This window comes from Facklamia languida CCUG 37842 (assembly GCF_000245795.1).
Taxonomy (GTDB): Bacteria; Bacillota; Bacilli; order Lactobacillales; family Aerococcaceae; genus Facklamia; species Facklamia languida.
Genome location: NZ_JH601133.1, coordinates 602,038 through 620,957 on the forward strand (window position 1 = coordinate 602,038; position 18,920 = coordinate 620,957).

An 18,920-nucleotide genomic window follows, 5' to 3' on the forward strand; every position below is an offset into this window, starting at 1 on the left:
ACTCCTAATCTCTTCGACGGTTGGATAAAAGCACCAGACGGAAGATCTGCAAGGCTGTCGACAATGTCGCTGCAATATAGGTAAAGGCAGCAGCCCGTAGGACTTTTCGTGCTGCAGGAATTTCTTCACTTGAGAAAACCTGATAGGATTCTAATACATTCAAGGCGCGGCGGCTGGCATCAAATTCAACCGGCAAAGTCACGCATTGAAAAAGGAGGGCCAATGAAAGAGCAATAATCCCAATCGTCACCAGCCCCATCATTTGCAAGATAAAACCTAAAATAATCAAGGGCATCCCAATGCTTGAACCAAATTGAGAAATTGGCACCAAGAAAGACCGCAACTTAAGCATCGAATAACCTTCAGCGTCTTGAACAGCATGACCACACTCATGGGCAGCTACAGCGACAGCTGCAACCGAAGTTTCATTATAAGTAGCGTCTGACAAGCGCAAGATTTTCTCATTTGGGCTGTAATGATCGGTTAAGTTGCCAGGAACATGTTCAACCCGGACATCCTGAATCTGGCTAGCTTGCAGAATCGCTTCAGCTGCTTGCTTGCCGGTGACCTGCTTTATCGTTTGAAACTCACTATATTTAGCAAAAGTCGATTTCACCTTCCACTGGGCAAAGGCAACCAATGCCATGCCGATAATAACTAGCAGATAGGTGGAATCAAAATAATAACCATAGGAACCCATCGGATCCTCTCCTCTCAATCATGAAATTACTTTAATTCTATCAAACCTCTAATCAAAATACTATTAACAGCCCCCCTTTGATCGGTAGCGCCTTTATCGCACCTAGGTAAAAGATCATACAAAAAAAGGGCCTGATAAGGGCCCTAAAAAAATTTAAACCACGTCCATTCTACTCTTCAGATTTAGGTGAAGAAGACAAAATCAAATTCAAGATAATTCCGACCAAAGCACTTAAAGCGGTACCAGACAGCACAAAGGACCCGCCAAAATCTAGGACTGCCCCTCCTAAACCGATCACCAGCATAGCTGAAGCAATGATCAGGTTACGGGATTGGGAGAAATCAGTCCGATCTTTAATTAAGACTTTCAAGCCATTACTCGCAATCACGCCATACAAGAGAATCGCCATCCCACCTATCACCGGAGTAGGAATTGTTGAAATCAAGGCATTGAACTTCCCTAAGAAACTAGTTGCAATCGCAATCAGAGCCGCATTTCGGATCACATTAACGGAAGCAATGCGGGTCAATGCAATCACGCCAGTATTCTCACCGTATGTTGTATTAGCTGGCCCTCCAATCAAAGCAGAAAGAAAGCTTGCTAGACCATCGCCCATCAAGGTCCGATGCAGACCTGGTTTTGAAATGAAATTCTCACCGCAGATCTCACCTAAGACTACATGATCACCTGTATGTTCAGCAATTGTCACCAGAGCAATCGGCAGAATCGCCCAGGCTTCAGGCCCGAAGTAGAATTGGTAGTGTCCCCAATTCGCGATACCGGTCTTAAAGGGTAATGATAGGTCTGGCAATTGGAACCAAGCCGCTTCTAATACAGGAGTGAAATCAACCAAGCCCAAGACCAAAGCCACCAAATAGCCACCCACTATCGCCACTAAAAATGGGATGACCCGCCAAAACCCCTTACCATAGACCTGCACAAAAACGGCAAATAATAAAGTAGAGATGGAAACGACCAGCTGTCTCCAATCGCCTTCGGCCACAAATCCTGCGTTAGTGACGGCAGACGATGCCAGCCCCAACCCGATCACAATAATCATCGGTCCAATCACAATAGGAGGTAATAAACGATTTAGCCAGTCCGTTCCCGTCATTTTTATAATCGCCGCAATCACGACATACGCGATCCCAACTAGCATAATCCCTGTTTGTGCAGCTGAAATATCCCCTTCTCGCTGCTGCATGGCTAATGACATAGCTGTAATATAGGCAAATGAAGACCCTAGATAAACAGGAACTTCCCCTTTTGTACATAAGATGTACACCAAGGTCCCAAGTCCACTGGCCAAGAGGGCCGTCGAGACAGAGAGACCCAAGATTAAGGGCACCAAAATGGTTGCCCCAAACATCGCAAAGACATGCTGAAAGCTCAGCAGTAAGCCCTTTAACAGAGACGGCTTGTCTTTTGGCTTTAAGAGCAGGTAAGACGTAGTTGAATTTTGCATAGAGATTCTCCTTTTCTTATGTTTTGGGCATAAAAAATAGCCCTCTTTTGAAAATAAGGGCTTAGAATCAAATGAGACTTTTGTGCCCTCTCTGGAGCACTTTAAAAGACCTTAATTTCTACCAAGCATTCTACCACACCCACCTCTTAATGTCAGTACTTTATATGAATTAATAGGGGATTTGCTATACGCAAATAAAAAAGGAGGCGATCCCAATGCTTAATCAAAGGAGACCGCCCTCGCACTTAAACTTACCAGCGAGATTCTAAGTCAGATTTCCGATTCGTTAAATCACCACTCTGGCTGAAATCAATCGCATAGTCTTTCTCTGAGGCTTCTTGGAGGGGAAGATTCAAATGGGTGCTCAGGAAATCCTTAATGCGGGCGAGTACTTCTCTTGCCTCGCGGTAGGCCTGATTATGTTTCCGATCGGCAGCCGGGACCCCTACCGCTTGGATGCCAAGCGCCCTGGCTAGCATCAAGGCTCTCGGTAAGTGATACCTTTGGGTCACGATAACTGCTTTATCTTGCTGATGAACGGTCTTCAGCCGCTTTAAGGACTGATAAGTCGAATAACCCGCATGGTCTAAATAGATTTGGCTAGAAGGAAGGCCATGGTCTTCTAAATACTGCTTCATGACCAGCACCTCATTATAATTATCTTCCTTATGGTCTCCAGACATAATCAGGGGATGGCGAGGGTTCCTTTGATAGATCTCAAGGGTCTTATCCAATCGATTGGCGAGGATTGGACTGGGAAGTTGATTATTAATCACGCCCGCTCCTAAAGTTAGGACCGGAACATGGTCATCCAGCCAATCCATTTCTGATAATTCTTGGACGGTGATGATTTGACGCTCCGCGGTAAAGAGGACCCATCCATTAATCAGGACGACTAAACATGACCCCACAAGCAAAAGCCCGCCCAATGATTTAACTATTTTTAAGGCTATTTCGAATATCATGCCCATCCTATCCACCTCTTTACTCAATTTAATGGTCCTATCTTAACAAAGGGCTGACAGAGAAAGCAAATCCCATCCCCCATTCCAGCCAATAATAATTGTTATACTTTTGTTACCTACTGCGAGGATATTTCTGATAGAATGTGAGAACAACTTGACAAAGGAGCCCTTGAATGATTAAAAAAATATCTTTACCTGTAATTCTCTTATTTCTAACCGGCTGTCACTTATTCTCAAAGGATCAAGAGCCTTCGCCTGCGACTAGCCAAGAAAGCACAACAACGACCGTCCTTGTCGATCAGTCAACGGACCGGACCTTCCTGAATGAAAAACTTGACGAAAAGGCCGACTATCCTGAGCTGACCCTCCCAAAAAATGCCCCTCAAGACTTAAACCAAGCTATCCAAGTCTACTATCAAGAGAAATTCACACAAACTCAGAAAGAAAACAGTCAGAAACCCTTAACCCAATCTCAACTAAAGGCACTTAAAAAAAGCCTGAATACAGAAGAAGAATTAAAGGAGCTCGATCTGGCAGTCGATCAATCCCAGCTTAAAATTGGCTCGGATACGCTTTACGTGCCCCGCCTAATTGTCCCAATGAGGTATTCACAGGCTGAAAAGAAATGCCAAGATAATGACACGAAAATGATCAATGCGGCTTTGAGCGAATTAGGCAACCGTCTTCTCATTGTCGCTTACTACGATGAGGCCGAACAAATCTTGCGGCCTATGCACTTAGTGAATTCGACTGAGTCCCTTTATTTTGATGATGCACAAGCCGAAGATCAATAATAAAACTTAAGCAACCAGCTCTCTATTTAGAAGTGACTGGTTGCTTATTTTTTCTAAAGGCTTAGTCTTGCTTCATATCGTCTTGCTTGGACTGGTTCTGTCGGTAACGCCCTACCAACTGAGGGCTAATCATAATCTGTTGTTGACTGAGTTTGTCTACAATGTCCTCATTCGTGAGGGGCCCCTTGGCTTGACTGAGGATGGATTGGATATTGGCTTGAATATTCAGAGCAGACAAACCACTTCGTCCAACCTTGCCGGAAACATTGATAAAGTCATTAAAGGCATAAACAACATTACCAATCTTCAAATGCTTATTCATCACGACCAGACGCGTAATCGACACAGGCAAGTTCAATGAATTGGCAATCTCCTTCAATAACAAGGGTTGAGGATGGGCCTGTTCGCCCTTGAAGAAGTCGATTTGTTGGTCCACGATCATCCGAGCGACTGCCAACATCAAGGCCTCACGAATCTTGAGGCACTCCGATACATCCTCATACATTTTTTGATGCATCTGAATATAGTTCATGAGCTCCGCATCTTGCCTAGCTGACATCTCGTCATAATAGACTTGGTTGAAGCGAAGTTTCGGGTGATATTGCCGGTTATAGACCACTTGCAAACCCTCCTTCTCCTGAACAACTTGGACATCCGGAATTAATTGATCCTGGTGGGGCCGGTCGAATAAAGAGGCTGGTTCTGGACGAAGGGTCTGATAGTAAGCAACACACGCTTGAATCGTTGGGTCGGATAGGCCCGACTGCTGGGCAATTGCTTGATAGTCCTCCCGCTCTAATTCTTCAAAATAATCCGCTAACAATTGATAACTCGCTTCTGGCGCATGGGAATCTTGTTCGGTCTGTAGCATCAAGCATTGCTGGAGGTCATAGGCCGCTAGACCAGCTGGTTCTAGCTGCTGCAAAAGCGTTATCGCATCCAAGACCATGATGGGATCCTTTTGAAACTTTAAGGCCAAATCTTGATAAGACTGTGGCAGATAGCCACGCTCATCCAGTTCATCAACCAGATCCATCATAATATCTCGAATCGGGGTCTGGCGATAGAGCATAATTTGTTCATAAATAAACGTTTCAAGATCCTGAGCGACACTAGGACCCGTTTGGTCCGATCCTGAATGGACTGAGACCACCTGATTCACCGTCCGCGTCATATCTGAAACACGCCGCTCCATTGGATAATCAAATTCAATAAAGGGATTCTCAATTAATCGGTCCTCAAAATAGAAAGTAAGCTGCTCCCCATTCAGTTCTAACAAATCCAATAATCGAGGATGACTGAGGATCTGGTCTTTGGTATAGTCTGCAGGTTTTCTTATTCCACTTTGCATTTTTTCACCTTCTCTCTTAACTCCTCTTTATTATACAGAATACGTTTTCACCCGTCTATGTCAAAATACCTCCTACTATTTAATCAATAGAGGAGGTTGTTAAACCCTTAATCAATCGTCGCAGAAAAGGTGTCTGCTTGTTCGAAGGATCCTTTATATTGATAACCACGCGCAAACCATTCTTGTCGCTGCTTAGAAGTCCCGTGTGTAAAGGAATCGGGGACAACATAGCCATAATTCTCCTTCTGCAAGGTATCATCCCCGACAGAATGGACTGCTTGCAAGGCTTCATCTAAGTCTCCCTGCTCTAAGACGCCTTGCTCCTCAGCAAACCGCGCCCAGCCCCCAGCAAAATAATCGGCTTGTAATTCTAAACGTACGGTTAATTGATTTTGCATCGAAGGCTTGCGACGAATCGTTGCTTGAAATTGATCCATCGTCCCCACTAACTGCTGGACATGATGTCCGACCTCATGCGCTAAAACATAAGCCATGGCAAAGTCGCCCGGTGCACCATACTTATTAGCTAACTCCCGCATAAAACTCAAATCAATATACACAGACTGGTCAGCTGGACAATAGAAAGGACCCGCAGTGCTTTCGCCAAAACCACACCCACCTGTCATGGTTCCTTCATTATAAATGACGAGTTTTGGTGGGGTATAGTTTAAGTTGTTAGCTTGAAACTGTTTTGTCCAATAATCTTCAGTGCTTGCTAAGACGGCACTCAAGAAATCTGCTTCTTTATCGGTCGCTTGATCTTTCGATACTTGACCTTGCCGGGTCTCTTGTTGGGTTATTTCAGAGTTGCTGGGGTTCTGAGTCAAACCACCATTGAATAGGCCACTTCCTCCTCCGATGAAGAAGAGGGCTAAGAGAAGAATCAGGATCCACTTGCCCCTACCTCTAGACATCAAGAGCATTAGAATAAGGTTTCCCAGTCCTCCGCCACCTCTGCGGCCAGGAAACATCCCTCGACCAGCCCCTCGCATGCTGGGGCGCTCACCGCGCCGGTCTTCCACGTTTCGACTTCTTCTCATGTCTTCCCATTTCATCTCAAATCTTCCTTTCTTTTAGACAAAAGGCGCTAGCAATCGTAGGAGGGAATCAATTAGCTTCCCCCAAAAGCTACGTCTTAAATGCTTTCCACGAATAAATTCACTGACTTCTTGCGCTTCAAGAAAATCCTTCTTAATCGCTTGAATTTCAGGATGATAATAAAGTAAAGTGGCCGTCTCAAAGTGCAAATAAAGTGAGCGATAATCAAGGTTAATGGTGCCGACAATCGCTATCCGATCATCAGACACAAAGGACTTGGCATGTAAAAAGCCGGGTGTATACTCATATATCTTAACGCCTCCTTCGATCAAGGGGCGGTAATAAGACCGGGTCATCCGATAGACCATTTTTTTATCAGGTATACCAGGCGTCATCAAACGCACATCCACTCCTCGCTTAGCTGCAAGCGTCATGGCCGTTTGCAACTCGTATGAAATCACTAAATAAGGGGTGAAAATATAAACATAATCTTGGGCAACGTTTAATATCTCTCGGTAAACATTCTCACCCAACGGCTCGTTATCCAAGGGCGAATCCGTAAAGGGCTGAACAAATCCACTGATTTCTTGGGATTTTAATAAGGCCCTTTCTTTTTGAAATTCAGCTTCATTATTAAATCGACGAAAATCGAGCTCAGCCGGAAGGTAGGCATTCCAAAGAATCAAAAAGGACTGGGCTAAATTCCAAACAGGCCCTCCTTGAATCTTGACCATGGTATCTTTCCAATAGCCAAAACGCTCCTTCACATTAATATACTCATCCGCAATATTCAGGCCACCTGTATAGGCAATGTCATGGTCAATAATAATATATTTACGGTGGTCGCGCGTATTATAAACCAGTGAAACAATCGGGCGGACAGGATTAAATTTCAATGCCTTGATACCATACTCTGCCATTTGCTCAACAAAATCTTCTGGCAACCGCAGTAAACACCCGAAATCGTCATAGATGAGCCGGACCTCGACACCCGCTTGGGCCTTTTGCTTAAGGATATCGAAGATCTGATCAAACATGACGCCATATTCGATGATAAAGAATTCCAAGAAGATATGACTCTTGGCCTGTTCTAAATCGTGCAATAAGTCCGACATCATCGACTCACCATTCGCGTAATACTTCACCTGGTCGCTAGCCATTACAGGTCGGTCTGCATAGTCATTCACATATTGAGCAATCGCAGCGAGGCGAGGGTCTAACTTTTTGAGCTGGGGCAAGCCATCGGGAATCTTCAACCGGTCCGGTTGGTGGTGACGAATTTGTCGGTTAATCCGCCGCGACATCTCCTTGACTGGTCGCTTATTCCCGGCAAAGAGGTAGAAAAGCGAACCAAAGACCGGGAAAACTGCGACTAAAATAATCCATGATAAACGATAGGCGGGACTGGCATTCTTATCTAAAAGATACAAGATAATCCCTAAAGACAGAACGATCATAAGGACGTTCATGGTAATCGTATAGCGAACTAAATTCGTTACCAGAATGAACATCCAGACCACTTGTAAAAGAATAAGCAGTCCAATAATTGTTAAACGAATAATCAAGGCTGTCCGTTCACTGGACCTCATCCGACCACCTACTCTCTGACTCATTCATTGTGATGTCTAAGCGAAAGCCTTCAGGTAAGCTTGGGCAATTTGGCTAGCCGTAAAACCAAAGTCTTCCACTACTACTTGTCCTGGACCTGATTGACCAAAGCGATCAATAGCATAGGTCACCCCTTCTAAGCCGACATATTTGTGCCAGCCAAAACTTGCTCCCATTTCAATCGACATCCGATGGTTGATACCCCGGGGCAGGATAGATTCTTGATAATCTTTAGACTGTTGATCGAAGAGCTCTTGACAAGGCATTGAAACCACCGCTACATCGACTCCTTCTTGGCTGAGAAGCGATTGAGCTTCAATCGCCAGCGCCACTTCAGACCCTGTTGCAATTAAGAGGCCTGATGCCTCTTGTTTAGCTGGTGAAATAATGTAAGCCCCCTTGCGGACCCCTTCTTCAACCAAGCTTTGACTATTCGCGAGAACGGGTAAATTTTGCCGACTCAAGGCCAAAAGGCTAGGCGTTTCTTGCGATTCAACCGCCAACTTCCAAGCAACCATGGTTTCGTTCGCATCAGCAGGTCTTATAACATTCAAGTTTGGCATGGCTCGAAAGGCTGCTAAGTGTTCAATTGGCTCATGAGTGGGCCCATCTTCTCCGACTGCGACGGAATCGTGCGTCAGAACATAGGTTACGGGCAGCTTAGAAAGAGCGGATAATCGGATCGCTGCCTTGAGATAATCTGAGAAGACGAAGAAGGTTCCACCGTAGATCCGGTTCCCCCCATGCAAAGCTGCACCATTCATCATGGCCGCCATAGCAAACTCACGCACCCCGAACCAAATATTGCGTCCTTGACGCGTCGTCGGCATAAAGTCCTGGTCGTCTTTGATCATGGTCTTGTTCGAACCTGATAAATCCGCAGACCCTCCCCAGAAATAGGGGATGGCGCTGGCTAATGCATTAATTGCTCGACCACTTGAACTCCGACTCGCCTCTGCCTTAGCTGTCTCATCTTGGAAAGTGATTCCTTGATCATAACCAGCTGGTAATTCATTAGCAAAAGCGCGCTCAAGTTCTTGTGCTTGTTCTGGATAGTCTGCTTGGTAGCGGTCAAAGAGTGCCTTCCACTCTTGGTAGGCTTGCTGTCCCCGCTGGGAGACCCTTGTATCAAACTGTTCTTGAGCTTCTGGAGCAACTTCGAAAGCCCCAAGAGAATATTGGTAATTTGTTTTCGTGTGGTCCCATGCTTCCTGACCAATCGGAGCCCCGTGCACCTTAGAAGTTCCTTGTTGAGGAGACCCATATCCGATGATGGTCTTCACTTCGATCATTGAAGGTTGGTCTTTGATAGCTTTGGCTTGACTGATTGCTTGAGCAATGGCCGCCAAGTCATTACCATCTTCAACACGCTGATAATGCCAATTTTGACTTTCAAACCGCTGTTGGATATCTTCACCAAAGGCTTGATCAAGGTCCCCGTCTAGCGAGATATTATTTGAATCATATAGAACAATCAACTTACCTAATTTTTGACGGCCAGCAAATGAACAAGCCTCATAGCTGATCCCTTCCATTAGATCGCCATCGCCCACTAGCGTATAGGTATAGTGGTCGATCACTGGATAGCCTTCGCGATTGTAGAGGGCTGCCAGATGGGCTTCAGCCATCGCCATTCCGACAGCTTGAGCAATTCCTTGCCCTAGGGGACCCGTTGTGGCTTCCACACCATCCGTATGACGGTATTCAGGATGCCCTGGGGTCTTCGATTTTAATTGGCGGAAATCCTTCAAATCTTCAATCGACACATCAAAGCCAGATAAATGCAACAAACTATAAAGCATTGCCGAACCATGCCCTGCTGAAAGAACAAAGCGGTCGCGGTTCATCCAATCGCTGACTAAGGGATTAACCTGTAAATGGTCTGACCATAGTGCATAAGCCATCGGGGCTGCACCTAAGGGGAGTCCAGGATGCCCCGAATTTGCACGTTCAATCTGCTCAATACTTAAAGCTCGAATGGTATTAACAGCCAGTTGATCTTTCTCGTTAAACATGAATTTACTCCTTTTTTATGATCTACTCTCATTATAACATTTCAATTAGGATTTAGGGGCTTTGAACTTGTCTCCTCGATCAATTTGATCCATCTTTAGCAATACTGAGACTTGGTCTCTCTCAGCTCCAGCTCACTATTTCATCATGACGAATAAGGCATTCAATTGATAGTTGGGACCTTCTTGGCGACTCGAATGGAGCTGATCACTGGTATAAGTAGACTCTGTCGCCACTTCGATTCGATGGGAAGGAAGGCCCGCATCCTCCAGCACTGCAAGATTGGCTTGAGTCATTGAGAGTTGATACTTGCCTTCTTTTTGGCCCGGTGCCATAAATTGGTCAACTTGTGGATGGCTGGCAAAGGCTTGATAGACTTCTTCCCCCACTTCATAATGCGCTTGGTCAATCGAAGGACCAATATAAGCATAGAGGTCTTCAACCCTTGAACCAAATTGATACTGCATCTTTTCAATCGCTCGCTTGGAGATTTCTTGAGCTGTTCCCCTCCAACCAGAATGCAGAGACGCCAGCACACCTTGAACCGGATCATAGAGAACGACCGGTGTGCAGTCCGCAAACTTAGTCATCAGGACAATGCCCTTACGATCTGTTAGGAGTCCATCGGCTTCTTGGAATTGGCGGCCAATGAGCCCTTCATCCCCATTTGACCCATCCGCATAAGCCACCTGCGTCCCATGAACTTGTTGCAGGGAATAGATGACTTGACCCTCAAATCCGCCCGCTCTTCTAACTCTTTCTACCTGATGACTGACCGCCTCAGGATCCAGCTGACCTGTGCGAAAGTTATATGAACTTCCCGCTAAGAACATCCGGATCCCCAGTCCTTGTAAAAGCTTTGAAACCATCTTATCACGCCTCACCTTTCAAGCTATTATTATGAAGACTTATTAATATTTTTTTGAACGGAATAAATCTTCTCAAGCTTTTTATTAGTTTACTGATTGTAGAACCCTTCCGTCAACTATCAGCACGTCTCTCTAATAGTCCCCTATTTGTCTTATCCCTTTCTACTTCTAAAAAGAAGCGTATAAACTCAAAGGAGTCGTCCCTATGCTTAATTAAAGGAAGGCGGACGGAGCTACCTAGCGGATCGGACCTTGAAAAGCTGTCCTTTGGAGGGCGGTCCCCTTTATTTAAGCTTTGGGGCTGCCTTCTTTTGGTCGCCTGGTCACTCATCATTAGATGATAATGGCGTAAAGACAGTTTGATCGACCTTGAATGAGATAGGATCATTGAAGATAGACAATTCACACATAAATCTTAATTTAAGTCTTGCGATCACTTCTATTTTTTGCTAATATGTCAATGTTGCACTTTGTGCAAAGAATAACTGTAGTTTAGCAAATAAATTACGGCAGAAGGGAAGTTAACAAACATGAAACAAGGAATTCATCCTGAATATCATCCTGTCGTGTTTATGGATACTTCAACCGGATTCAAATTTCTATCAGGATCTACTAAGACCTCTCAAGAGACAGTAGAGTGGGAAGATGGTAATACCTATCCCCTAATTCGTATGGAAGTGACATCCGATTCTCATCCATTCTACACAGGACGTCAGAAATTCACTCAAGCCGATGGTCGAGTGGACAAATTCAACAAGAAGTTTGGTTTTACGGATAAAAACGCTAAACCTGAAGACTAATACATCACACAAAAAGACCAGCCCCTCATTAACGAGCGGCTGGTCTTTTTCCTATTAAAGCGAACTTGACCTATATTTTGCCATAAAGCGTTCCGCTACTTTCTGACTCACCGACAGGATCGAACGAAAATCATTATTGCGATAATGCGTATGCGTTAGCCACATTCCTTGGATATATAGGTTGTCCAATACACCGTAACGCTGGCTCATGACCTGACATTCTGGCCATTTAGCCAGGATCCCCTCATTTTGCCTAGCGGGTTGAATAACCCCTTGTTCATAGAGGTCCTTTAACAGGGGATGGGTCGCAAGGTTATCCATCAGGTCGAAATTAAAGCCTGTGGCATTCACAATCGTGTCCACTTTCTCTTGGTCAACCCCCTTGACTATAAAGCCCTGATCGATCGGATCAATCGCATGGATTTCATCAACTAGTCCGGCTCTTCCTGCTGCAAGCTCCTCTATGATCCAGCGGTTAGTCTGGGCAGGAGTGAAAGTCCGAAAGAGGTCCAAGAAGGGTTCGTAATCAGAAACATACCGCTGGCGGTCACTACTTCTTAAACTTTGATAGAGGTAAGGATAAAAAGGAACCATTTCCTCAAAATATTGAATGACCGCTGCGACTTCTTGGTCATTTGACTCAATCAGGGCCAATTGATCCTCAAACGCTAATTCCTTAGCCCGGTCATAAATGGACCAGGCTTCCAGATGATTCTTATCAAAGTCAGCCTGAATGAGGTCTAAGATCTTGTCCAAGGGAATAAAGCCTTGCGGGTCTAACGCTTGTTGATCTTGAAGCCATTGCCAGGTCATTGAAAAGACCAATTTTGGCCCTTGATAAGGAATACCTGACAGCTTCAGGAAGACCTCATTGTTCAGAAACACCGGAGGTGTTTGAAGTGTTCTCTCTTGAACCAGATACCGGTATATATCAATCCCTGTCGGCCCAGTTCCCAATATCCCAACCCGGTGATCACGCGGTATCGAAGAAAGTTTCAACTCAAGTGGATAAGGGTCTTGAATATAGTGGTCAAGAGACCTTAGGTGATAATAATCTTGGTAGTCGGGGTGTCCAATACAGAGAAAGACGACTTCATAACTGCCATAATCCTGGTCTTCGCTCCCTAACTGATAGACCTGGTCTTGTGGATCATAAAAGAGGCGGGTAACCTCCTCCTGGAACCAGGTCACTTGTGAATGATGGTAATAAGGAGCCATCCGGTCTTGAATATAATGGCCACAATCGACTCGTGACGCCAACCCCTCAAAATTCAGGGGACATTCCCTATTCTCTGCCAACCATTCCGCAAAATCATCAGGATTGTTTGGATCAAGCGAAATCTCTTGATGAGGAATGTTCAGACGCTTGACTCGACTATCCTCCTCAAAGGCCTTCCCAACCCCTAACTGATCACGCGGTTCAAATAAGTGAATCTTAAGAGCTGAATCAAAGTAGCAAGAATCAAGGATTGTCCGCAAAATATTGCTTCCAGCCAGTCCAACACCCACGATCGCAATTTTCAAATCCACCGCCTCCTCTCATCCTACTTATCCTACCGATTCAAGAGACCGAGGTCAATCCTTAAAAAACTATTAGAATCTTTTTCTCAATTTTCTGCTCCATCCAGCTAGCTTACATATTGATAGATCGGCCTCCCCCTTCACCAAGCTCGCCGATGCCTATTAATTGTTGTTATCAAAAAAATATTGTATAATTATAAGCAACGAATCAGCAATAGGGTGTGTTTTTAATAGGTCGAGCGAGATTAATGAGCTATTTTTTTGTAAAAAATTGCATGCTTTATGCTTATTTTATCGAGCATTTACCCAGATCTACCGCCACCACGACCTGGTCGTTAATTATTTCAAGATAGAAAGTGGGAAAAAAATGGAAAAAGAAAAGAATCATACACTGAATCAACCCCAAACAGATGTCCATGTCACAGAAGTTGACCATGTGGGACATGACCACGACAGCCACTATGACGCTAATTATCATCGTCACCATGGCCGGATCGTTGGCAACAATATCTCCTGGAGCGCAATCCTTGCAGGTCTGGTAACATTCATCGCTTTAAGTATTTTATTCTCCCTAATCGGTGCAGCAATCGGCTTAGGCGTTACAGACCTAACAGCAGCTAAACCGCTTGAGGGCGTAGGAATGGGACTAATCATCTGGTCAATTATTTCCCTCATCATCTCCTTAGCGGCAGGGGGCTATGTAGCCGGCTATACCGCAAACCGCGCAGGGATCTTACACGGCTTCTTAACCTGGGCAGTCGGCGTCATCGCTGCTTTGGTCTTAGCAACTTCAGCTGTAACAGGTGCCTTTAACACTGTTGGTGCCATGTTAGGAATGGCTGGTAACGCTGTGGCGGACTCCGCATCCACCATTGGAGGAACTGTCGCTGACTTGTCGCAAGCGTCTTTCGACAAGATCACTGAGAATCTTAACCTTGATACATCTGACTTAGATGAAGATGTTAAGAAAGCACTTGAGCAAAGTGATATTCCAGAATTACAACCAGATTACTTACAAGCACAATTAGATGATACCGTCTCAGACATCCAAGCAGCTGGTAAATCAGTCTTAGTGGATGGTCAATCAGCTGAAGAAGCCTTCCAAGGTGTATATGACAACATTCAAGACCGTCTCGATAACATCGGTCAAGAATTAGATGAAGAAGAACTCACCAAGGTGATTGCAGATAACACGGACTTGACCGATAAGGAAGCTGATCAAGCAGTTGAAAATGTCAAAGCAGCTTACGAGGAAAGTCGTAAAAATGCCGAAACCCTCTTAGACAATGCGGAAAAAGAACTCAATCAATTATCCGCCCAAGTGAATGAAGGGGTTGAAGAAGGCGTCGAAACAACAAACGATGTGATGAATGAAGCATCTAAATACTCAATCTATGCTTTCATTGGTCTCTTACTTGCCCTCTGCCTAACCGCTTATGCAGGTAAGCTCGGTGCAGAAAAAGACCTTAAATACTAGACCAAACCCGCTAGACTACAGCTAGCATTAATAGATAATAAAAGTCCTTGACTCCCCTCTGAATGGGTGCCAAGGACTTTTACTTTTGAAGATTCCAGCACATCGAATGGTCTTTAAGCAGACGATTCCGCCTTTCCTAATCGCTCTCAGTAATTCCTTCATAAAGATAATCAAAGTGTAACTGCTCATCTAAATTAACTTGTTCGTTGTAATCATCTAAGATCTTCTTGGCTTGTCTTACTAAGAAGATCAGACCGATCACGTTCGGAATGACCATCAGACCATTCATCATGTCCGCTACTTCCCAGATCTTACCAATATCAATGGTAGTCCCCACAATAATAAATAGGATGACTAATACTTGATAGATCCGAAGGGCCACTTTGGACTTGAAGAGGTACTTGATATTGGACTCACCAAAGTAATACCAACCAATGACTGTTGTAAAGGCAAAGAAGAGCAGGGAAATGGCTAGGAATTGACCACCCAAGTCGCCAAAGGCGTGGATAAAGGCTTGCATGGTAACCTGGGCCCCTTGATAACCTTCTTCGAGGGCAGTTATATTTGCTCCAGAGACAAGGATGATCAGCGCTGTCGCTGTACAAACAACAATCGTATCAATAAAGACCCCGACCATCGCAACGGATCCTTGAATTACAGGATGTGGAACGTCTGCAACCCCATGAGAGTTCGGTGTAGACCCCATCCCTGCTTCATTCGAGAAGAGCCCCCGGGCAACCCCGTAACGGATAGCAGTCTTAATACTATAACCAACCGCTCCTCCCCAGACTGCTTTCGGTGTAAAGGCTGCTGAGAAGATATCGCTGATGGTTGGGATGATGTGATCGCTAAATTTAACCAACATGGCAATCGCCCCAATAATGTAGATCAAGGCCATGATGGGGACTACTAATTCAGTAAACTTGGCAATCCGCTTCATCCCCCCTACAAAGACTAAAGCAGCAAGGGTTGCTAAGATAAGCCCTATCAATAGGGCAGGAGATACCTCGAAGCCAATCCTTAGTGTGGGAATACTAAAGGCCTCTGTCATCACCGATGAAATCGAATTTGATTGAACCGCATTTCCGACCAGACCAAGTGCCAGAATAATCAGGACCGCAAATATCGCCGCTAAGACTTTACCTAAGCCTTTTAAGCCATGCTCCTCGAGACCTTTACTGATATAATAGGCAGGTCCGGCTACCAATTCCCCTTCCCGTGTTTGCCGGTAACGTTGGGCAAGAACGGCTTCTACGAAGATAGTGGCCATTCCCAAGAGTGCAGTCATCCACATCCAGAAGATCGCTCCTGGTCCCCCAGTTAGAATGGCACCCCCGACACCCCCGATATTACCGGTTCCGACTTGCGCCGCCACCGCGGTCGCTAAGGACTGGAAGGAGGACATTGATCCTTCCTTATTCTTATTTTTTTGCGAGAATAATTGCCCAAATGAATTTTGCCAACCTAATTTTAATTTAGAAAATTGCGGAAAACCTAAATAAATGGTCGCTAAGACCCCAAAACCTAATAAGACCACCATCATAGGAACTCCCCACAAGAGGTCGTTCATGACTTTGACAAAACTTTCAAAAGCTTGCATTTCCTTAATCCTCCTTATTTATTCAAAGCAGCCACTTCATCAGCAACATTTAAACTCGCCACCTCCTCTTTTCGTTAAAGACCGATTTATTACCATTTGTGATAAGTTCATCATACTCGAAAAAGTAAACGTTTTCAACATCTTTTTTTAATAAGATTTGCATTATTTGTTCATTTTCTAAGAAAACGTTATAAAATGCGTTTCCTCCATCAACAGCTAACAGCCTGCAGCTTGTCCCATTTCGTCCAAACAGAGTGCGTTAATCTTTAAGAATAAAAGTCGGGGCCGAGCTCCTATTAATCCTTTTCTCAGTTTGATACAATACAACTAATTTGAATAAAGAAGGGAATCGTAATGAAAGTCATTAAATCGCTCACACTCCTAGTCCTCATCCTCTTCACCCTGGCCCTTCCAAGTCCGACAGGCTTGGCACAAGTTAAGACCTATGTCGTCGGTACCTCAGGATTGACCAAACCGCTCAACTATTTTGACGACCAGAAAAATTTGACGGGCTTTGAGATTGAGCTGATCAAAGAAATCGATCATAGACTGAGTGATGTCCAATTCAAATTCGAAATTGCTGACTATCCTAGTCTCTTTGCAGGCTTAGACTCTGGTAAATTTGACCTGGTCGCTAATAATTTGGGCGAAAATCCGGAAAGACGGGCGAAGTTTCTCTTTAGCCACTTGCCCTATGTCCTCACCCATAATGTCCTGATTACTTCAACCGACTCACCTGATTCATTGACCCTAGCCGATATGACCGGTAAGACCTTCGGTGTCGTACCTGCGTCTCCCAATGCCCTCTTTCTTGAAGAATGGAATCAATCCAACCCAGACCTAGCAGTCCAAATCAAATATGCGGACTCTGACCCATCTACTCTGATCCGAGAAGTTTATAATGGTCGGATTGATGCTACGATTTATGCAACAACTTACCTTAAAGATGTTGAAGAGAGTTTTGGTATCAAACTTAAAGCCCATCCGATCGAAAATGAAGAAAAAATCCGCATCCCTGGGTCCTACTTTGTCTATCAAAAAAGCCACGAAGACCTCCGTCACAAAATGGATCAAGTGATTGCAGAAATGCGGGAAGATGGCAGCCTTAGTGACTTAAGTCAACGTTTTTTTGGAGAAGACCTGACCGACTTACCTCAAGACCTCATTCAACGCAATAACCAGCTTGAAAGAGACCGTCAAGCAAGCCCTACCAGTCAATTGGAGGCCAAACAAGAAAACCAGGAAGTCCTTTTTTCCTTAACTGCCCTATATCAAGCCTTCGGGCCCGTCTTACAAAAATTGCCCTTGACCCTACTGATGACTTTGGTGGCAGCCCTCATCGGCTTGGGTCTAGGATTTATCATGGCGATCATCAAAATGAAGCAGATCCCTATTCTCACCCCCCTAACCCAAGCCTGGGTCTCCTTTCTCAGGGGTACCCCCCTCTTGGTCCAACTCTTCCTCGCCTATTATGGGTTACCCATTCTCATAAAGATCATCAACCAACAATTTCACTTAAATTGGGATATCCATCAAGTTCCAGCCCTCCTCTATGCCTTTCTTGCCATGGGGCTCTACACCGCCGCTTATAATTCCGAAACCATCCGTTCTGCCTTACTAAGTGTCAACCCTAGTGAAATGGAGGCAGCCCATTCGATTGGCCTGACTAAGAAACAGACATTATTGCGGATTATCATTCCCAGTGCGGTCATTGTTGCGATTCCTAATTTAGGCAATAGCTTGATTAACTTACTTAAGGGAACCTCACTGGCCTTTACGATCACGATTGTGGATATGATGGGACAAGCAAAGATCCTAGCAGGGGCTAACCTGCGTTACTTTGAAAGCTACATTGCCGTTTCCATTATCTATTGGGGACTCTGTCTAATTCTTGAATGGGGCTTAGCCAAGCTAGAAGCCTATTACCAGGTGGACCGTCCCGACCCAGCGTCTAAATGAAAGAAGGAAAGTTATGCTGCAATTAACGAATTGGTCAAAATCTTATCAAGAGCAGCTTGTGCTCGATCACCTCTCTCTCCAAGTCGCTACCGGAAATGTGCTCACAATTATCGGAGCGTCAGGGTCTGGTAAATCTACCCTCTTGCGAACGATTAATTTCTTGAGCCCAGCGGACCAAGGGCAGATCCAGATCGGCGATTATGGTTTAGATGTCCAGACCGCCCGCCCCAAAGAGATAGTTACCCTCTGCCGTAAGACCGCCATGGTCTTCCAGAACTATGCTCTTTTCTCCAAGAAGACTGCACTGGAAAATGTGATGGAAAATCTGTTGATCGTCCAGAAATTAGACCCCCAACTAGCGAAAGACCGGGCAGCCCATTATCTAGACCAAGTGGGAATGGGAGACTTTCTATCAAGCTATCCGCATCAATTGTCCGGAGGCCAGCAGCAAAGAGTCGGGATTGCGCGGGCCATGGCCATTGAACCGGAAGTCATGCTCTTAGATGAACCCACTTCAGCTCTCGATCCTGAACGTGTGAATGGCATCTTAGATCTGATTCAATCGATTGCCCACCAAGCGATCACCATGGTCCTCGTCACACATGAAATGGAATTTGCTCGGCATGTTTCCGACCAAATGATCTTCCTAGACCACGGGCGTATCCTGGAACAAGGCAATCCTGACCAGCTATTTAACCATCCCCAGGAAGAAAGAACCCGCCAATTCATCCAAGGTTTTAAACGTTTTTCTTGATAAGAC

At 45.0% G+C, this 18,920-nt stretch carries 15 protein-coding genes; 5 read left to right on the plus strand and 10 right to left on the minus strand.

What is annotated here, in order from left to right; all coding sequences use genetic code 11:
* Nucleotides 1-4 precede the first annotated feature (4 nt).
* The 3 genes from HMPREF9708_RS02810 to HMPREF9708_RS02820 all read right to left on the minus strand — a co-directional run bounded on the left by HMPREF9708_RS02810 (nt 5) and on the right by HMPREF9708_RS02820 (nt 3,076).
* The gene (locus HMPREF9708_RS02810) at nt 5-700 is read right to left on the minus strand and encodes a zinc metallopeptidase (protein WP_006308581.1); all 696 of its coding nucleotides are present in this window, start codon (nt 698-700) and stop codon (nt 5-7) included.
* Between the two features lie 169 nt (nt 701-869).
* Entirely contained in the window at nt 870-2,165 is a 1,296-nt protein-coding gene (locus tag HMPREF9708_RS02815; protein WP_006308582.1) for a uracil-xanthine permease family protein, read from the minus strand.
* A 251-nt stretch (nt 2,166-2,416) separates the two neighbouring features.
* Nucleotides 2,417-3,076 carry a SanA/YdcF family protein gene (locus HMPREF9708_RS02820; protein WP_232215537.1) on the minus strand — a complete coding sequence of 220 codons (660 nt, stop codon included), beginning with the start codon at nt 3,074-3,076 and terminating at the stop codon, nt 2,417-2,419.
* Nucleotides 3,077-3,303: 227 nt separating this feature from the next.
* On the opposite strand from HMPREF9708_RS02820, the gene HMPREF9708_RS02825 reads away from it, so the two are divergent.
* A complete protein-coding gene (locus HMPREF9708_RS02825) occupies nt 3,304-3,924 on the plus strand; it encodes a hypothetical protein (RefSeq protein WP_006308584.1) in 621 nt (206 codons plus the stop codon).
* A gap of 61 nt (nt 3,925-3,985) precedes the next feature.
* Here HMPREF9708_RS02825 and HMPREF9708_RS02830 read toward each other — a convergent pair whose 3' ends face one another.
* The 5 genes from HMPREF9708_RS02830 to pgeF all read right to left on the minus strand — a co-directional run bounded on the left by HMPREF9708_RS02830 (nt 3,986) and on the right by pgeF (nt 10,803).
* Entirely contained in the window at nt 3,986-5,275 is a 1,290-nt protein-coding gene (locus HMPREF9708_RS02830) for an RNA polymerase factor sigma-54 (protein WP_006308585.1), read from the minus strand.
* A gap of 107 nt (nt 5,276-5,382) precedes the next feature.
* Nucleotides 5,383-6,330: a KPN_02809 family neutral zinc metallopeptidase gene (gene ypfJ / locus HMPREF9708_RS02835; protein WP_006308586.1), complete on the minus strand. Its 948-nt coding sequence runs from the start codon at nt 6,328-6,330 to the stop codon at nt 5,383-5,385.
* 18 nt (nt 6,331-6,348) lie between these two features.
* The gene (gene cls, locus HMPREF9708_RS02840) at nt 6,349-7,926 is read right to left on the minus strand and encodes a cardiolipin synthase (protein ID WP_232215538.1); all 1,578 of its coding nucleotides are present in this window, start codon (nt 7,924-7,926) and stop codon (nt 6,349-6,351) included.
* 12 nt (nt 7,927-7,938) lie between these two features.
* The gene (gene tkt / locus HMPREF9708_RS02845; protein WP_006308588.1) at nt 7,939-9,936 is read right to left on the minus strand and encodes a transketolase; all 1,998 of its coding nucleotides are present in this window, start codon (nt 9,934-9,936) and stop codon (nt 7,939-7,941) included.
* A gap of 135 nt (nt 9,937-10,071) precedes the next feature.
* Entirely contained in the window at nt 10,072-10,803 is a 732-nt protein-coding gene (pgeF, locus tag HMPREF9708_RS02850) for a peptidoglycan editing factor PgeF (RefSeq protein ID WP_006308589.1), read from the minus strand.
* A gap of 530 nt (nt 10,804-11,333) precedes the next feature.
* Between pgeF and HMPREF9708_RS02855 the strand changes: the two genes are divergently transcribed.
* The gene (locus tag HMPREF9708_RS02855) at nt 11,334-11,603 is read left to right on the plus strand and encodes a type B 50S ribosomal protein L31 (RefSeq protein WP_006308590.1); all 270 of its coding nucleotides are present in this window, start codon (nt 11,334-11,336) and stop codon (nt 11,601-11,603) included.
* A 54-nt stretch (nt 11,604-11,657) separates the two neighbouring features.
* Here the strand turns inward: HMPREF9708_RS02855 and HMPREF9708_RS02860 are convergent, their stop codons facing one another.
* A complete protein-coding gene (locus HMPREF9708_RS02860; protein ID WP_006308591.1) occupies nt 11,658-13,127 on the minus strand; it encodes an FAD/NAD(P)-binding protein in 1,470 nt (489 codons plus the stop codon).
* A gap of 364 nt (nt 13,128-13,491) precedes the next feature.
* Here HMPREF9708_RS02860 and HMPREF9708_RS02865 point away from each other — a divergent pair, with 364 nt between their 5' ends.
* Nucleotides 13,492-14,601: a YrzE family protein gene (locus HMPREF9708_RS02865; RefSeq protein ID WP_006308592.1), complete on the plus strand. Its 1,110-nt coding sequence runs from the start codon at nt 13,492-13,494 to the stop codon at nt 14,599-14,601.
* A 136-nt stretch (nt 14,602-14,737) separates the two neighbouring features.
* On the opposite strand, the gene HMPREF9708_RS02870 is transcribed toward HMPREF9708_RS02865, so the two are convergent.
* Nucleotides 14,738-16,201: an alanine/glycine:cation symporter family protein gene (locus tag HMPREF9708_RS02870; RefSeq protein WP_006308593.1), complete on the minus strand. Its 1,464-nt coding sequence runs from the start codon at nt 16,199-16,201 to the stop codon at nt 14,738-14,740.
* 354 nt (nt 16,202-16,555) lie between these two features.
* On the opposite strand from HMPREF9708_RS02870, the gene HMPREF9708_RS08505 reads away from it, so the two are divergent.
* On the plus strand, nt 16,556-18,160 hold the full coding sequence (locus tag HMPREF9708_RS08505; protein ID WP_006308594.1) for an ABC transporter substrate-binding protein/permease: 1,605 nt from the start codon (nt 16,556-16,558) through the stop codon (nt 18,158-18,160).
* 13 nt (nt 18,161-18,173) lie between these two features.
* Nucleotides 18,174-18,914, plus strand: a complete 741-nt coding sequence (locus tag HMPREF9708_RS02880) for an amino acid ABC transporter ATP-binding protein (protein ID WP_006308595.1) — start codon at nt 18,174-18,176, stop codon at nt 18,912-18,914.
* Nucleotides 18,915-18,920: the final 6 nt, after the last annotated feature.

What these genes read in the sequence shown, in the direction of transcription:
- HMPREF9708_RS02810 (WP_006308581.1), bottom strand. Translation starts at nt 700, where the DNA reads ATGGGTTCCTATGGTTATTATTTTGATTCCACCTATCTGCTAGTTATT.
- HMPREF9708_RS02815 (WP_006308582.1), bottom strand. Translation starts at nt 2,165, where the DNA reads ATGCAAAATTCAACTACGTCTTACCTGCTCTTAAAGCCAAAAGACAAG.
- HMPREF9708_RS02825 (WP_006308584.1), top strand. Translation starts at nt 3,304, where the DNA reads ATGATTAAAAAAATATCTTTACCTGTAATTCTCTTATTTCTAACCGGC.
- HMPREF9708_RS02830 (WP_006308585.1), bottom strand. Translation starts at nt 5,275, where the DNA reads ATGCAAAGTGGAATAAGAAAACCTGCAGACTATACCAAAGACCAGATC.
- ypfJ (WP_006308586.1), bottom strand. Translation starts at nt 6,330, where the DNA reads ATGAAATGGGAAGACATGAGAAGAAGTCGAAACGTGGAAGACCGGCGC.
- cls (WP_232215538.1), bottom strand. Translation starts at nt 7,926, where the DNA reads ATGAGTCAGAGAGTAGGTGGTCGGATGAGGTCCAGTGAACGGACAGCC.
- tkt (WP_006308588.1), bottom strand. Translation starts at nt 9,936, where the DNA reads ATGTTTAACGAGAAAGATCAACTGGCTGTTAATACCATTCGAGCTTTA.
- pgeF (WP_006308589.1), bottom strand. Translation starts at nt 10,803, where the DNA reads ATGGTTTCAAAGCTTTTACAAGGACTGGGGATCCGGATGTTCTTAGCG.
- HMPREF9708_RS02855 (WP_006308590.1), top strand. Translation starts at nt 11,334, where the DNA reads ATGAAACAAGGAATTCATCCTGAATATCATCCTGTCGTGTTTATGGAT.
- HMPREF9708_RS02865 (WP_006308592.1), top strand. Translation starts at nt 13,492, where the DNA reads ATGGAAAAAGAAAAGAATCATACACTGAATCAACCCCAAACAGATGTC.
- HMPREF9708_RS02870 (WP_006308593.1), bottom strand. Translation starts at nt 16,201, where the DNA reads ATGCAAGCTTTTGAAAGTTTTGTCAAAGTCATGAACGACCTCTTGTGG.
- HMPREF9708_RS08505 (WP_006308594.1), top strand. Translation starts at nt 16,556, where the DNA reads ATGAAAGTCATTAAATCGCTCACACTCCTAGTCCTCATCCTCTTCACC.
- HMPREF9708_RS02880 (WP_006308595.1), top strand. Translation starts at nt 18,174, where the DNA reads ATGCTGCAATTAACGAATTGGTCAAAATCTTATCAAGAGCAGCTTGTG.